Origin of the sequence: Dermabacter sp. HMSC08H10 (assembly GCF_001807585.1) — a bacterium.
Classification (GTDB): domain Bacteria; phylum Actinomycetota; class Actinomycetes; order Actinomycetales; family Dermabacteraceae; genus Dermabacter; species Dermabacter hominis.
The window spans coordinates 91,960-105,567 of the sequence record NZ_KV789424.1; the positions used below are offsets into that span (position 1 = coordinate 91,960).

Annotated in this window: 17 protein-coding genes and 1 tRNA gene; 10 read left to right on the forward strand and 8 right to left on the reverse strand. The window is 62.8% G+C overall.

Going from position 1 to position 13,608, the window contains the following annotated elements; genetic code table 11:
• Positions 1-16: 16 nt before the first annotated feature.
• Complete coding sequence (locus HMPREF3176_RS03210) at positions 17-1,372, reverse strand: nicotinate phosphoribosyltransferase (RefSeq protein WP_070458172.1); 1,356 nt, start codon at positions 1,370-1,372, stop codon at positions 17-19.
• An 87-nt stretch (positions 1,373-1,459) separates the two neighbouring features.
• On the opposite strand from HMPREF3176_RS03210, the gene clpS reads away from it, so the two are divergent.
• The 6 genes from clpS to rdgB all read left to right on the forward strand — a co-directional run bounded on the left by clpS (position 1,460) and on the right by rdgB (position 5,468).
• Positions 1,460-1,741, forward strand: a complete 282-nt coding sequence (gene clpS, locus HMPREF3176_RS03215; protein WP_061211652.1) for an ATP-dependent Clp protease adapter ClpS — start codon at positions 1,460-1,462, stop codon at positions 1,739-1,741.
• Complete coding sequence (locus HMPREF3176_RS03220) at positions 1,741-2,394, forward strand: DUF2017 family protein (RefSeq protein ID WP_070458178.1); 654 nt, start codon at positions 1,741-1,743, stop codon at positions 2,392-2,394. Before clpS ends, HMPREF3176_RS03220 begins: the two co-directional genes overlap by 1 nt.
• Before the next feature lie 72 nt (positions 2,395-2,466).
• Positions 2,467-3,288 (forward strand): glutamate racemase, encoded by an 822-nt coding sequence (murI, locus tag HMPREF3176_RS03225; protein ID WP_016664953.1) that lies wholly within the window; start codon positions 2,467-2,469, stop codon positions 3,286-3,288.
• The gene (locus HMPREF3176_RS03230; protein WP_061211654.1) at positions 3,285-4,067 is read left to right on the forward strand and encodes an MBL fold metallo-hydrolase; all 783 of its coding nucleotides are present in this window, start codon (positions 3,285-3,287) and stop codon (positions 4,065-4,067) included. The genes murI and HMPREF3176_RS03230 overlap by 4 nt, the downstream gene beginning before the upstream one ends.
• A 31-nt stretch (positions 4,068-4,098) precedes the next feature.
• On the forward strand, positions 4,099-4,842 hold the full coding sequence (rph, locus tag HMPREF3176_RS03235) for a ribonuclease PH (protein WP_061211655.1): 744 nt from the start codon (positions 4,099-4,101) through the stop codon (positions 4,840-4,842).
• Entirely contained in the window at positions 4,839-5,468 is a 630-nt protein-coding gene (gene rdgB / locus HMPREF3176_RS03240) for an RdgB/HAM1 family non-canonical purine NTP pyrophosphatase (protein ID WP_070458181.1), read from the forward strand. The genes rph and rdgB overlap by 4 nt, the downstream gene beginning before the upstream one ends.
• A gap of 44 nt (positions 5,469-5,512) precedes the next feature.
• On the opposite strand, the gene HMPREF3176_RS03245 is transcribed toward rdgB, so the two are convergent.
• The 3 genes from HMPREF3176_RS03245 to HMPREF3176_RS03255 form a co-directional block, all read right to left on the reverse strand.
• Positions 5,513-6,049: a DUF4916 domain-containing protein gene (locus HMPREF3176_RS03245; protein ID WP_070458183.1), complete on the reverse strand. Its 537-nt coding sequence runs from the start codon at positions 6,047-6,049 to the stop codon at positions 5,513-5,515.
• A complete protein-coding gene (locus HMPREF3176_RS03250) occupies positions 6,046-6,825 on the reverse strand; it encodes a histidine phosphatase family protein (protein WP_246826644.1) in 780 nt (259 codons plus the stop codon). Before HMPREF3176_RS03250 ends, HMPREF3176_RS03245 begins: the two co-directional genes overlap by 4 nt.
• Positions 6,819-6,900: transfer RNA gene (locus HMPREF3176_RS03255), tRNA-Leu, on the reverse strand. The genes HMPREF3176_RS03250 and HMPREF3176_RS03255 overlap by 7 nt, the downstream gene beginning before the upstream one ends.
• 105 nt (positions 6,901-7,005) lie before the next feature.
• Between HMPREF3176_RS03255 and HMPREF3176_RS03260 the strand changes: the two genes are divergently transcribed.
• The 4 genes from HMPREF3176_RS03260 to HMPREF3176_RS03275 are packed head-to-tail and all read left to right on the forward strand — an operon-like array spanning position 7,006 to position 10,189.
• Complete coding sequence (locus HMPREF3176_RS03260) at positions 7,006-7,320, forward strand: hypothetical protein (RefSeq protein ID WP_070458188.1); 315 nt, start codon at positions 7,006-7,008, stop codon at positions 7,318-7,320.
• 26 nt (positions 7,321-7,346) lie between these two features.
• Positions 7,347-7,640, forward strand: coding sequence for a GroES family chaperonin (locus tag HMPREF3176_RS03265; protein ID WP_210386453.1), 294 nt, complete (start codon positions 7,347-7,349; stop codon positions 7,638-7,640).
• A gap of 33 nt (positions 7,641-7,673) precedes the next feature.
• The gene (locus tag HMPREF3176_RS03270) at positions 7,674-8,426 is read left to right on the forward strand and encodes an SDR family oxidoreductase (protein WP_070458198.1); all 753 of its coding nucleotides are present in this window, start codon (positions 7,674-7,676) and stop codon (positions 8,424-8,426) included.
• A gap of 44 nt (positions 8,427-8,470) precedes the next feature.
• Positions 8,471-10,189 (forward strand): cation:proton antiporter, encoded by a 1,719-nt coding sequence (locus tag HMPREF3176_RS03275; RefSeq protein WP_070458201.1) that lies wholly within the window; start codon positions 8,471-8,473, stop codon positions 10,187-10,189.
• Positions 10,190-10,216: 27 nt separating this feature from the next.
• Here HMPREF3176_RS03275 and HMPREF3176_RS03280 read toward each other — a convergent pair whose 3' ends face one another.
• From HMPREF3176_RS03280 to HMPREF3176_RS03295, 4 genes are read right to left on the reverse strand one after another with little or no spacing between them, the layout of a single operon-like run.
• Positions 10,217-10,822: a response regulator transcription factor gene (locus HMPREF3176_RS03280; protein ID WP_083286212.1), complete on the reverse strand. Its 606-nt coding sequence runs from the start codon at positions 10,820-10,822 to the stop codon at positions 10,217-10,219.
• A complete protein-coding gene (locus HMPREF3176_RS03285) occupies positions 10,819-11,910 on the reverse strand; it encodes a sensor histidine kinase (protein ID WP_070458204.1) in 1,092 nt (363 codons plus the stop codon). The genes HMPREF3176_RS03280 and HMPREF3176_RS03285 overlap by 4 nt, the downstream gene beginning before the upstream one ends.
• Entirely contained in the window at positions 11,910-12,656 is a 747-nt protein-coding gene (locus HMPREF3176_RS03290; RefSeq protein WP_070458206.1) for an ABC transporter permease, read from the reverse strand. Before HMPREF3176_RS03290 ends, HMPREF3176_RS03285 begins: the two co-directional genes overlap by 1 nt.
• Positions 12,656-13,555: an ABC transporter ATP-binding protein gene (locus HMPREF3176_RS03295; protein ID WP_070458208.1), complete on the reverse strand. Its 900-nt coding sequence runs from the start codon at positions 13,553-13,555 to the stop codon at positions 12,656-12,658. Before HMPREF3176_RS03295 ends, HMPREF3176_RS03290 begins: the two co-directional genes overlap by 1 nt.
• Positions 13,556-13,608: the final 53 nt, after the last annotated feature.

Below are 13,608 nucleotides of genomic sequence, written 5' to 3' on the forward strand. Positions count from 1 at the left end.
CGACGCTTGCCGGGAACTATCGCTCCTTGGCGGTTCGCAGGGAGGCGAGCTCCTCGAGGGAGTGGATGACCGGTAGCACGACATCGCCGTCTTGCCCCGTGCGGATATGCGGATCGGCGAGTGCAAGTTCGTCGAGAGCACGCTCGTGCACACTGCGTGCGGCTTCGATACGCTCCCATTGGCTACGTGAGTCGAGAACTTCACCGCGCTCGACGAGGCGTGTGAGAAGAGGCCGGGAGCCCGGGGCTTGCGATGGCTGATCGCCCTGGTTATCGGCGAGGACGAGCTCGGCGCATGCCTCGCCTTTGGCACCGCGCACGCGATAGGCGCGCTTGCTTCCCCCGACGGTGGCCTTTTGCGCGGACTTCTTCGCAACGGCCTCCATCTCGCCGGATAAGTTCTCGCGTTCGACGAGTTTGAAAACGAAGCCCTGCGCGGGGTGATCGCCGCCGGTCACGAGGCGAGTGCCGATCCCATAGCTATCGACGGGGCTGTCGCGAAGTGCAAACACGCGGTACTCGTCGAGGTCGCTTGTCGCGGTGATCGAGGTGCGCGTCGCGCCGAGCGCATCGAGCTGGGCACGCACCTCGCGGGCCGTTTCGCCGAGGGCGCCGGAGTCGATACGCACCGCGCCGAGGTCGGGGCCCGCGATGGCTACCGCGGATTCGACGGCCGCGGAGATATCGAACGTGTCCACGAGCAGGCTCGTGTGTGCGCCTAGCGAGTTCACTTGAGCCTGGAAGGCTTCCGCTTCGGTGTCGAACACGAGAGTGAAGGCGTGGGCGGAGGTGCCAACGACGGGAATCCCGTAGGTTCGGCCGGCCTCGAGGTTCGAGGTTGACGAAAATCCCACGATGGCCGCGGCACGCGACGCGGCGACGGCGGCATCCTCATGCACGCGCCGCGAACCCATCTCGATGCACGGGCGCCCCGCCGCAGCCTGGATCATGCGCGAGCCCACGGACGCAATCGCCGAGTCGTGATTGAGGATGGAGAGCACGAGTGTTTCGAGAAGCACGCACTGCTCGAAGGTGCCTTCGACGCGCACGACGGGGGAGCTCGGGAAAAAGAGCTCGCCTTCCGCATACGCATCGATGCTGCCCTCGAACCGGTAGTCCGCGAGATAGGCGAGTACGTCTTCGGTAAACTGCCCCGTCGACCGCAGAAAATCGAGATCCTCAGCCTCGAAGCGAAACGATTCGAGCGCATCGAGAATGCGGCCAATCCCTGCGAACACTCCGTAGCGTCGCCCCTCGGGAAGCGAGCGGGTGAACACCTCGAACACGCATTGGCGATCCGCGACACCGGCATCACGCGCGGCCTGGATCATGGTGAGCTCGTACAAATCGGTCTTTAGTGAGGTCGTTGGCACAGAACAAGCCTAAACGAGGAAGCCGGGTAGTCTTAGTGTTCATACCCGTAGTGGAGCCCGCAGTTGAGAGGCGAGGGAGGAAACGCCGTGCGCGAAGACCGCCAGAGCGAGTCCCTGGCAAGCGTCGGAACCGAAACCGACCGAAAGTGGAACACCGTCGTGCTTAACGACTCGGTGAATGAGCAAACGTACGTGACCTACGTGTTTCGCACTCACTTCGGGTACGCCCGCTCCAAGGCCCACGCGCTCATGATGCAGGTCCATACGCAGGGGCGTGCGATCGTGTCGTGCGACGGGCGAGAGACCGCTGAATCTCACGTGGGTGCGATGCACGAATTCGGCCTCCTCGCGATCCTCGAGGAGGCGTAGTGGCGCATTCGTTCATCGCGCGGGCCGACGGTCGACTGATGTGCAGGCTCGAAGCGGAAGAGCGCGCCGTTCTCGCGCAAGTAGCGGGCGAAATTACCGACCTCATCCGCGCCGATCTTGAAATCGGCGAGAGTGATGAGAACGGGCAACGCCCGAGCGAGGTGATGTCAGAGGATCCGCTCGCGAGGCTCGAGGCTGAAACCTCGCGCGCGCGGACGGAGGCCCCGCGCGACAGCGCAACCCAGCGGCTTTTCCCGCCCGCGAGCGAGAACGATGAAGAGGCGGGCGAGTATCGGCGGCTCACGCAGGGCAACCTCGCCGATGCCCATATCGCGAACTTGAGTGTGCTTCGCGCGAGCCTGGAAGTTGCCGGAGACATCGGGGGAGAGGGGCCGCACGATGAGATCGTGATCGAGCGCTCCGATGCGGTCTCATGGCTTAAAGCGCTCAATGTTATTCGCCTCGTTCTCGCGGACCGCATGGGGATCGAGAACGACGGTGACTTCGAAGCGCTCCAGCTTTTGTGTTCGAACGACCTCGAACAGGTTGAGGCCGAGCCGGGAGTTGCCGGTTTGGAGTTCCTCGCAACACTGTATGAGTTCGCCTCGTGGCTCCAGGCGACGTTGATCGGGGCTCTGAACGCTCGCTCCTAGATGCCTGTGAGATCCCTTGCACGGGTGGGCCGAAGCACTCTCGGTCAGCGCGCAGGTCGATAGATTGAAAGCGTGAACGATTCACCCATCGGGATTTTTGATAGCGGGATCGGCGGGCTCACTGTCGCACGCGCGATCATCGATCAGTTGCCGAATGAAGAGCTTTTCTACATCGGCGACACGGCCCACACGCCCTATGGCGACAAACCGCTCGCGAAGGTGCGGGAATACGCTCTCGGGGTCATGGACGAACTCGTTGAACACGACGTGAAGATGCTCGTGATTGCGTGCAACACGGCAACCGCGGCGGTTCTCGCCGATGCGCGCGAGCGCTACAGCGTTCCCGTGCTCGAAGTCATTAAGCCTGCCGTGCGCCGCGCCGTGTCCGTGACCCACAACAAGCGAATCGGCGTGATCGGTACGCGTGCGACCGTGAAGTCGGGGGCCTACCAGGATGCCTTTTCAGCGGCGCTTGACGTTCATGTGGAGGCCGCAGCCTGCCCCCGCTTCGTCGAGTTCCTCGAGAGCGGGACCGATTCGGGCGAGGAGGTCCTCGCTGCCGCGGAAGAGTACCTCGCGCCCCTCAAAGCAGCGGGCGTGGACACGCTCGTGCTTGGCTGCACGCACTATCCGCTGCTCGCCGGCGTAATCAGCTACGTGATGGGGCCGGACGTCACGCTCGTGTCATCCTCGGAAGAAACCGCAATCGACGTGTACCGCACACTTCAGGGTGAAAACCTCATGCGCACGGCGGCCACCGCGCCGAGCCACATCTTCGCTGAGACGGCGCCGCGCGTGGGCCGCACGAGCAACTTCGCACGCCTCTCGCAGCGCTTCCTCGGCCCCGCGATTACCCACACGACCTCCATCCCCGCCCGTGAGGAGAATGCATGAGCATCGAATTGACAGTGGTGGGCTGCTCCGGCAGCTATGAGGGTCCGGGCGAGCCGGCCTCGTGCTACCTCGTGACCGTGCCCGGTAAACGCGGTAAGCCGTTTCGCATCCTCATCGATTGTGGCAATGGTGCCCTCTCTAACCTTCACAAGGTCATCGACCCGTCTCACATCGACATCATTCTCATTTCGCACCTGCATGCGGATCACTTCCTTGACCTCGCGGGACTCGAGGTCTACCTCGCCTACCACCCGCTGGTCAACTGCCCGACGGTCCGCGTTTTCGCGCCCGAAGGTATCGATGAACGCTTGAGCGCCGCGACCGGCAATCCCGACCCCATCCCGCCTGGCGCAAGCCGCGCCCCCTACGAGTTCATTGCGCTATCGGAGGGGGACAGCATCGAAGCGGGGCGCGCGATCATCACGGCGGTTCCCGTGGAGCACCCCGTTCCCGCATTCGGCTTCCGTATCGCCGTGGGCGACACCGTACTCGCCTACACGGGCGATACCGACGTGTGCGAGGGCGCCTCGGCTCTCGCAAGTGGCGTTGACCTTCTATTGTGCGAGGCCGGGTACGTTGAGGGGCGCGACGACCACTTCCAGGGCATCCACTTGACGGGCAAGCGTGCGGGAATTCTGGCGCGCGAAGCCGGTGTGAAGAAGCTTGTGCTGACCCACATCCCGCCGTGGACCGATCGCAAAGTCCCGCTCGAAGAGGCGAGGGCCGAGTTCGACGGTCCTCTCGAACTCGCCGAGTCACTTCGCACCTACACGCTTTAATTCCCTACTCGCAACCAACGAGGAGAAAGCCATGACCGAGCAGATCACCCGAGTCGACGGGCGCACCGTCGATCAGCTCCGCGACGTGAGGATCACGCGCGGTTGGCTTGACCACGCCGAAGGCAGCTGCCTGATCGAATTTGGGCGCACGCGCGTGCTGTGCGCGGCGAGCTTCACGGAGGGGGTGCCGCGCTGGAAGAAGGGCAGCGGCACGGGCTGGGTTACGGCGGAATACGCCATGCTTCCTCGCGCGACCGGGAGCCGATCGGATCGCGAGAGCGTCAAGGGCAAGATCGGTGGGCGCACCCACGAAATCTCGCGACTCATCGGCCGCTCGCTTCGAAGCGTCGTCGATATGAAGGCGCTTGGCGAGAACACGATTCAGCTCGATTGCGATGTTCTGCAAGCCGACGGTGGAACGCGGACCGCAGCAATCACGGGCGCGTATGTCGCCCTCGTCGACGCGATCACGTGGGGCAAACGCCATGCCTCGATCCCGGTGCTCGCCGACGTCCTGCGCGACTCCGTGTCGGCGGTGAGCGTCGGCATCATCGACGGCACCCCGATGCTTGACCTCGAGTACCGCGAGGACGTCAAGGCCGAAACCGACATGAACGTCGTCATGACCGGTTCGGGCGAGTTCGTTGAGGTACAGGGAACAGCCGAGGGAGCACCCTTCAGCTACGACGAGCTGAACCAACTCCTTGGCCTGGCCTCCCAGGGCTGTGAACAGTTGATCCAGATGCAGCTCGCGGCCTTTGAGGAACGCCAGTGAGTACCGACGCGAAGATCGTTCTCGCGAGCCACAACGCCAAGAAGCTCAAAGAACTGCGCGAGGTACTCGCGGGGGCGATCGACGGCTTCGACCCGGCTCTTGTCGTCTCCAGTGCCGAATTGGGCCTCACCGACCCGGTTGAGGATGGTGTGAGCTTCGAGGAGAACGCTCTGATCAAGGCACGTTCGGCGGCGCGAGAGAGCGGCCTTATCGCGATCGCCGATGACTCGGGTCTTGCCGTTGATATTCTCGGCGGAAGCCCGGGAATCTTTAGCGCCCGCTGGTCGGGCCGCCACGGCGATGACGCCGCCAACAACGTCCTCCTTCTCGCTCAACTCGCCGATATCGCACCGGCCCACCGCGGAGCGCAGTTTGTGTGTGCGGCCGCAGCGGTCATTCCCCATTCCGACGGTGGCAGCGCTCGAGAGGTTGTCGAGCTCGGCACGATGCGAGGGGCCCTCCTTCGTGCGCCGCGCGGTGAGGGAGGCTTTGGCTACGATCCGCTTTTCGTCCCTGAGGGGTACGAGAAGACGTCGGCTGAACTCACTGCCGAGGAGAAAAACGCGATCAGCCACCGCGGCAAGGCGTTTCGCGCGTTGGCGGGGAGACTCGCGAGCCTGATCTGATTCCCGCGGGGCGCTTGCGCGCCTGAGACGCTAGGCGTGTGCTGTTAGTTGATGCCCCCGGCGGCAAGGGCGCGCCGCACGAGAATCGCATGCGATTGCTCAAGTTCATCCATGACGGCTGACTCAAGGATCGTCGCCGCATCGAACCACCCGAGATCCAGTGCATCTTCTTGCGGGGCACAGTCGCCCTCGACGGGAACGATGTAGGCGAGTGAAACCGCGTGCTGGCGCGGGTCCACAAACGGCGACTGGCCCGGGGTAGGGAAGTATTCGGCCACCGTGAATGGCACCATCGACGTGGGGACCTTCGGAAGTGCCACGGTACCGAGATCCTTCTCGACGTGGCGAATGATGGCCTCGCGAAGGCTCTCGTGCACGAGGACGCGGCCGGAGACGAGGGAGCGAATGATGCGCCCGGAGCCGTCGGCTCGAAGCAGCAGGCCGATGTCCTTGATCGCCCCGTAGGGGTCGAGGCGAACGGGGACGACGTCGATGTAGAGGATCGGGAGCTTACGACGGAGCTCACGGATCTCGTCGTCGTCAAACCAGTTGGATTCGGTTCCCACTGCGGTGCGCGTCATCGTGACTCCTCGGTGGTGTGGCTCGGTGCTTTTTCGGTTGTCGGGCGGTACGCCTCGAGTGCGGAGCGCTCGGTGAGCGGGAGAGTAGCTGGGTCAATGCCGTTTGGCGCGTCCCAGGCGGGATCGAAGCGGGGGAGTGCCCCCTCCTCGTGTGCCCACTCGAATGGTTCACGAAGCGAATAACCCGCGATCATAGGGACTCGCCAGAGCGTGGGGGAGACCTCGAGCATCGTGAGGGAGGTGTTCGGGAGCGACGTGAAGTCACGCTCGGCCACGGCGCTCACGAGGTAGCGGATGAGCGTTCCGTGGGCGACCACGAGAATGCGCCCATCGGGGTGCTGCGATGAAAGATCGCGAAGCGCCGCGCATGCGCGCTCGAGAACCTCATCGATGCTTTCGCGGCCCGGGAAGTCACGCTGGGGGTACGCTTCGTAGGCGTCGGCGGTCGGCTTACCTTCGGCCCACCCGAAATCCACCTCGCGAAAGCCTTCGTGAACTCCGGTAAATCGGAGGTTGTGGTCGGCGGCGATGATCTCAGCGGTGCGGCGTGCGCGGATGAGCGGCGAACTCATGACGAAGTCCCACGGGAGTGCGGGGGAGAAGTCGAGCGCGTGGTGGGCCTGCTCGATACCGGTGGCGTTCAGCGGCACATCGCTCGCCCCCTGGAAGATGTTGTTGAGGTTCCAGTCGGTTTGGCCGTGACGCACGAGGCCGATCAGGGTCATCGATTCCTCCTCAACGCACGGGGCGCTGTCGAGATAAGAGCGAGTACGCACGGGGGGACTTGAACCCCCACGCCCGAGGGCACTGGAACCTAAATCCAGCGCGTCTACCAATTCCGCCACGTGCGCATACCCGTCTAGCCTACCCGGCCAACGCATCGCGGTGAAAGTCCAGCCGGCGCCCGGTAGACTCGAGCGGTACGACCATGCGACGACACATCCCGGGAGGAACTCGTGGGAAAGAAGAAGGAAAGCCTCGAGGACATGAAGGGGGAGGCCCTGCGCCGCCAGGACAACCTCGCCGCTGACATCGACGAACTACTCGACCGCGTCAACCCCGTCAACGCCATCCAGCGCTGGAAGAACGAAGCAACGGATACCGCGAAGTCTTTTTTCGTCGCCGATAGCGGCGCCGTGAAGCCCGCTCCGGTTGCGGGCCTCGTCGGTGGCGCTCTCGGCCTTCTCGCGATCGCGGCCGGAGCCATCGTGCTTGTGACCCGCACGCCGAAGGACGGCGACTACTTCGACCGGGACTACCGCCAGAAGTGAGCGACAACCCTGCTCTTCCCCTGCGAATGCTCCACGACCGACTGCTCGTGGAGCCCGATCCCGAGGGGGAGCGCCGCAGCAAGTCCGGCATTCTCATTCCGGCGACAGTGAACGTTTCGACTCGGCTCTCGTGGGCAAACGTTGTCGCCGCCGGTAGCAACGTGCGCCAAGTGCGCGTCGGGGACCGTGTGCTTTTTGATCCCGCCGATCGTGCCGAGGTTGAACTCGACGCGAAAGTGTATGTGCTCCTTCGCGAGCGCGACGTGCATGCCGTGTACGAAGACGCGCGCGAGGGTGACGTCGCCGGCCTCTACCTCTGACCCCATTTCGCCTCCGAACGGAAGGAATCATTCATGACCACCACCAAGACCGCCGTCATCACGGGCTCGTCGCGAGGCGTGGGCGCCGATACCGCGAAGATCCTTGCCGCGGGCGGCTACAACGTCGTCGTGAATTACCGACAGAAGGCGCCGCGTGCGAACAAGGTCGTGAAGGAGATCGAGGAAGCCGGCGGTCACGCCATTGCCGTGGGGGCCGACCTCACGAACGAGGACGATCTCGAACGCCTCATGCAGACGGCGATTGACGAATTCGGTTCGCTCGATCTGCTCGTGCTCAACGCCTCGGGCGGCATGGAAAAGGACCTCGGCGAGAACTACGCTCTTCGCCTCAACCGCGACGCGCAAACGAACGCCCTCACCGCCGCCCTTAAGCGCATGAACCCAGGCGGTCGCGTGATCTTCGTGACGAGCCACCAGGCGCACTTCATCAATAATGTCGAGACCATGGACGCGTACGACGCGGTCGCGAAGTCGAAGCGCGCGGGCGAGGACGAGCTGACATCGCGCATCCCCGAGATGAGCGAGAAGGGCGTGAGCTTCGTGGTCGTCTCGGGCGACATGATCGAGGGAACGGTCACGGCAACACTCCTCAACCGCATGGAGCCGGGTGCGCTCGAGGCGCGTCGCGAGGCGGCCGGGAAGCTGTACTCGGTGCGCGAGTTCGCGGAAGAGATCGCGAAACTGGCGACGGCTGACCTGCCCACGGGGCACATTGAGCTCGTGGGCGGCGCACAGGACTTCCTCGCGCAGGTGGACGCGAAATGAGCATTATGACAGTGGGCCCCGCGCGCACGAGGAAAGAGCCATAAATGGAACTCATCGTCCTCGCGCTCGTGGGGCTCACCGTCCTCGTTGCCTCCGCACTTTTCTCGCGCCGCACCGGCATCGCGGCGCCGCTCCTCCTTCTCGTGCTCGGGATCGTCGCGAGCTTCACCCCGTGGATTCCCGACGTTGAACTCACGAACGAGATGGTTCTCCTCGGCGTGCTTCCGCCGATTCTTTTCGCCTCGGGTCGCAACGTGCCCGTGATTGAGCTTCGACGAAATCTCAAGCCGATTGCGTGGCTCAGTATCGTCATGGTCATAGTGCCGGCCGTCCTCGTGGGCGTGATCGTGCACCTGCTTTTTTGCGAGATCTCCCTTCCACTCGCCATCGCACTCGGGGCCGCGGTATCGCCGATCGATGCGGTCGCGGCGACGAGCATCGGCCGGCGTCTCGGCCTTCCCGATCGCCTCATGACTTTGCTCGAGGGGGAGAGCCTCTTCAACGACGCGGCCGCTCTCGTGACGATGCGGATGGCGGTCGCGACCCTCGCGACCGGGTTCTCGCTCGTTGAAGCGAGCCTCGGCTTCCTGTGGGCCGTCGCAGGCGGGCTTGCGATCGGGTATGTGACCGGTCGGGTCATTAATTGGGCCCGTGGCCGCCTCAACGACCCGGTGCTTGTCACCATCGTGACTCTCGCGAGCCCATGGGCGTCGTATGTTCCCGCGGAGCAGGTGCATGCGTCCGGCGTGATCGCGGTCGTCGTCACCGCGGTAGTGATGTCCCATCTTGCGCCGCGGTCCCTCAACGCGGAGGAACGCGCGATGGTCCGCTCGACCTGGGCAACTACGAGCTACGTGCTCGAGCACGCGGTGTTCCTTCTCATGGGCATGCAAGTGGCGCGGCTCGTGAACGACTCGCGCGTGAGTGGAAGCCTGGGGCGCGTGTGGATCATGGCGCTCGTTGTGCTCGCCGTGTTGATCGTGCTGCGTGCGTGTGGCGTCGCGGTTGTCGTGTGGATGTCAAATCACCGCGAGGCCCGTGCCCGCGCGCTCGGGCACACGCTCAAGGGCGGCCTCACCGAGAAGGGCGAGCAGCGTGCGCGTAACCGCTTCGGTTCGAACTGGGAATCGGAAAGCTCGCGATGGCTCAATCGCACCCGTGCCGACATCGAATACGCGCTCACCGAGCAGATTTCGCCGAAGGGCGGAATCGTGCTGGCATGGGCGGGGATGCGAGGAGTCGTGACCCTCGCGGCGATCCAAACCCTTCCCTATGTTGCGGGAGGTCAGCTCGTCGAGTATCGCGGCGCGATCATTCTTGTCGCCTTCCTCGTGGCCGTGGGGTCGCTGCTGCTCTTCGGGGGGACGCTCCCGTTCGTTATTCGCGCAACAGATCTTGCGGCACCCGGCATTGATGAGCGGCGGCACGAGGAAAAAATGCTCGTGAGGAGCATGCTGGAGACGGTCAACCGTGAGCTCGGCCCCCTCGCCGAGCAGACGATCGACGGCAAGCCGGTTCCGGCGCACGTCATCACGAAGCTTGAAAGGCGAATGGCGGCGCTCAACAACCGCACGAACACGGAAGCTCTTCGGCTCGAGAGGGATACGCGCGATGTCTACTGGGCGCTCTTCACACGCTATCTGGAAGCACTTCGGCTCGCCCTCGAGGAGGAACGGTCGGTGGGCGCCTACTCCCATCACGCGTTCCACGCGGTAGAGGACATGCTCGATAGGTTCGAGGTCAACGCGCGTTCGCGCGTATGAGAGGGTCGCCCGACGCTTGCTTTCCTTCTAGAGCCATCCTCGTTCGTCGGCGCGCTTTGCGGCGGCAGCCCTCGTCGCGGCGCCGGTCTTGTGGATCGCCGAGGAAAGATAGTTACGCACCGTTCCCTCGCTCAGGTGAACCTTCTTCGCGATGCTCGAAATTATGTCGCCGTCGCGGGCAATACGCAGGATTTCTTGCTCCCGTTCGGTGAGGGGGTTTGCCCCCTCGAAAAGGGATTCCGTTGCGAGAGCCGGGTCGACGACTCGCTGGCCCGCGTGGATTTTCCGCACGGCTTCGGCGAGCTTTTCGGCGGGAGTTTCCTTCACGACGAAGCCGCGTGCGCCGGCATCGAGCGCGCGGCGAAGGTAGCCGGGACGCCCGAAGGTCGTGACGATCAGGCACCGAATGTCGGGGTGGCGGGCACGAAGAGCCGCGGTCGTCTCAATGCCATCGAGTTTTGGCATCTCGATGTCGAGAAGTGCAACGTCGATCGCCGTGGAGGCCGCCGCGGTGAGGGCCTCCTCACCGTTGGCCGCTTCAGCAACGACGTCAATATCGTCCTCGAGATTAAGGAGAGCAGCAAGGGCACCGCGCACCATGGCTTGGTCATCGGCAATGAGCACTCGAATCACATTGATACCTGCACCTTCGTTCCGTCATTGCCGCCGCGGAGGGTGAGTTTGCCACCTGAATACTCGATGCGCTCGCGAAGGCCTCTGAGCCCATTGCCAACGGTTCCCGAAAAGCCGACACCGTCGTCGACGATGTCGATTCCGTGCGACGTCATGGTGATGCTGACATTTTGGGCGTTGGCGTGGCGCACGATATTGGTCATCGCCTCTCGCAGGGCCCATGCGAAAAGGATCCTGTGACGCGGATCGACATCGTTTGGTTCGCCATGCACGGTGAGGTCGATCCCCGCACCGTGCGCAACCTCGCGTACTTGCTCAAGCTCTGTGCCCAGTTGGCGAACGCGAAGCCCAAGAACAGTCGCGCGAACGTCGGCGATGCCTTCACGTGAGAGCTGTGAAATGAGGGCTATCTCGTGCTTAGCAGCGATCGGATCTTTCTCAACGAGGCGCTCGGCGAGCTCCGACTTGAGCACGATCGCCGTGAGCGTGTGCCCGAGAACGTCGTGAATGTCGCGCGCAACCCTTTCGCGCTCGTCAAGAACGGCCTCTTGAGTCGCGACGCGGGAATCATCGATTGCTGATTTCGTGAAGAAGACCGAACCAGCACAGCTGAAAAAGACGCCGATAGAGATGATCCCGAAGGAGAGGATTGCGAGGTTTCGGGTGAGGAGGCTTGCCGCGAGAATCGCGACCACGACGCACGCTCCGGCGATATAGCCGGAGCGTGGCGTCAAGAGGAAGACTGTCGTGGGGACGAGGAACACGACGAGTGAAAGTGCATCGACGCCAATAAGGAGCAGCTGTGTGACGCACATCGCCACGAGGAGCGCGATGAACGCGACAGTCTTCCACGTGACCGAATCGGTAATTCGATCGGGGTCACGAAAATGCCGGATCATCGATCCTGCATAGAGGCCAGCAAAGGCGACCGTCACGAGGATCGACAGGATCCGAGAAGCCGTCGGAATATCATCGTAGACCGCGGTGAGCAGTGGAAATGAAAGGAAAAGAAGCCACACGAGCGACATCGCATAGGCAAGCGTGCGCCTTCGATTCTCGGTGACTCCCTTTCCAGAATTCTCGAGCATTACTGCCTTTCGCGAGTTTTACGGGCGAGCAAGACTGCGGCCGCAGTGAAGATCACGCACCACACAGCCATATTGACGAGCCCGTACCACAGAGGATCGGTGTAGAGACCTCCATTCATGGAGTACATCTTCCCATGCATGAAGGGATACTTGGCGAGCATGGCGTAGCCATAAAGGGGTGTGAAGCGCCCGATCTCAAGGAGAGTTCCGCTAAGCGGAATGAAGAGATTCCCCAGGAAACCAAAGAGCACGAGCAACCCGGTCGAAGCGGTCGCTGCGCCTTCACTACGCATGGCGAAGGCAAAGATCAGCCCGTAAAAGCCGAACATCAGTGATCCCGCGAACAGGATGAGGAACGACACGATCCAATCTTCGAGTGGTGCGTCGGCTGTCGTGAAGGCGCCGATGATGAACATGATGATGATGGGAAGGGCAGCGATGATGGAGCCCACCGCCGACTTCACTGCGATGTAGCGCATGTCGCTGAGCGGTGTAAGGCCGAGTTGGCGGCCCCAGCCTCGGATCTTTTCGACGCCGGCTTGTGACGCGATGCCCGCCGTTGCACTCGCGGCACCGTAGGCGGCCATAGCCACCATGATCGACATCGCAACGTTACCATCGCCGATCCTCGCCTCGGCAAAGCTGCTTGTCTCGCCGAGGGCAATGTAGATGATGACCGGTAAGACAACGATGTAGAAAAGGGTGACGAGATCCCTGAATAGGCGTTTGAGTTCGATCGCAAACATTAGGCGTCCTTCCGATCTTTCGTGAGGCGAACAAACGAGTCCTCAAGCGACGGGTGTGAAATTTCGAGATTGCTCACGCCCGCGAGCGAGAGGAGGAAACGGGCCACGTCGTCGCTTTCACTCGCGACGGTTGTCAAGTGTGCCCCCGTGACCTCGACGCTCAGGTGAGGGAAGCGTTCGCGAAGGGAAACCATGACCGACTCTGGGTTTTCTACGTTCGCTTGGATCGACCTTGCGCCGGTGAGGTCGCGGATCTGCTCCGTGGGACCATCGGCGACAATTGCGCCCTCCGAAATGAACACGACGCGACGCGCGAATTGCTCTGCTTCTTCGAGATAGTGGGTCGCGAAGATAATCGTGCGGCCCGAGCTCGCCTCACCTTGCATGCGATCCCAGAACGTGCGGCGGGCCGAGACGTCCATCCCAGCTGTGGGCTCGTCGAGAATGAGCACTTCCGGGTCGGGCAAAAGTGCGAGGGCAAATTTGAGGCGCTGCTGCTCACCTCCGGAGCAGGCTTTGACCTTGCGACTCGCGAGTTCCGCGATGCCAGCGAGCTCGAGTGCGCGCCGCCCCATCGTCGGCTTTGGGAAGGTTGAGGCGATGTAATCGACGGTCTCGCCGACGGTAATGTCGGCGAGAAGCCCGCCCGTTTGGAGAAGCGCCGAGACTTTTCCTGCTTTGATCGCTTCGCGCGGAGTGGTTCCGCATACCGAAATGCTTCCCGACGTAGGCCTTGTGAGCCCGAGAACCATGTCGAGTGTTGTCGTTTTTCCGGCGCCGTTCGGTCCGAGAAAAGCGAGAACCTCGCCGCGCTCGACTGTGAGGTCGATGTCATTGACGGCGACAATTGAGGAAAACTGTTTCCGAAGCTTCGTGAGCTCCACTGCGATGTCGTTCATGCCTCAAGTTTGTTCGAGGCTCGAGAACTCCTCCATCGGGGTCTGTCACGAGA

Bases quoted from the DNA above. Each gene is read 5' to 3' on its own strand.
- HMPREF3176_RS03230 (WP_061211654.1), top strand. From the start codon at position 3,285: ATGAGCATCGAATTGACAGTGGTGGGCTGCTCCGGCAGCTATGAGGGT.
- rph (WP_061211655.1), top strand. From the start codon at position 4,099: ATGACCGAGCAGATCACCCGAGTCGACGGGCGCACCGTCGATCAGCTC.
- HMPREF3176_RS03245 (WP_070458183.1), bottom strand. From the start codon at position 6,049: ATGACGCGCACCGCAGTGGGAACCGAATCCAACTGGTTTGACGACGAC.
- HMPREF3176_RS03265 (WP_210386453.1), top strand. From the start codon at position 7,347: ATGCTCCACGACCGACTGCTCGTGGAGCCCGATCCCGAGGGGGAGCGC.
- HMPREF3176_RS03270 (WP_070458198.1), top strand. From the start codon at position 7,674: ATGACCACCACCAAGACCGCCGTCATCACGGGCTCGTCGCGAGGCGTG.
- HMPREF3176_RS03275 (WP_070458201.1), top strand. From the start codon at position 8,471: ATGGAACTCATCGTCCTCGCGCTCGTGGGGCTCACCGTCCTCGTTGCC.
- HMPREF3176_RS03285 (WP_070458204.1), bottom strand. From the start codon at position 11,910: ATGCTCGAGAATTCTGGAAAGGGAGTCACCGAGAATCGAAGGCGCACG.
- HMPREF3176_RS03290 (WP_070458206.1), bottom strand. From the start codon at position 12,656: ATGTTTGCGATCGAACTCAAACGCCTATTCAGGGATCTCGTCACCCTT.
- HMPREF3176_RS03295 (WP_070458208.1), bottom strand. From the start codon at position 13,555: ATGAACGACATCGCAGTGGAGCTCACGAAGCTTCGGAAACAGTTTTCC.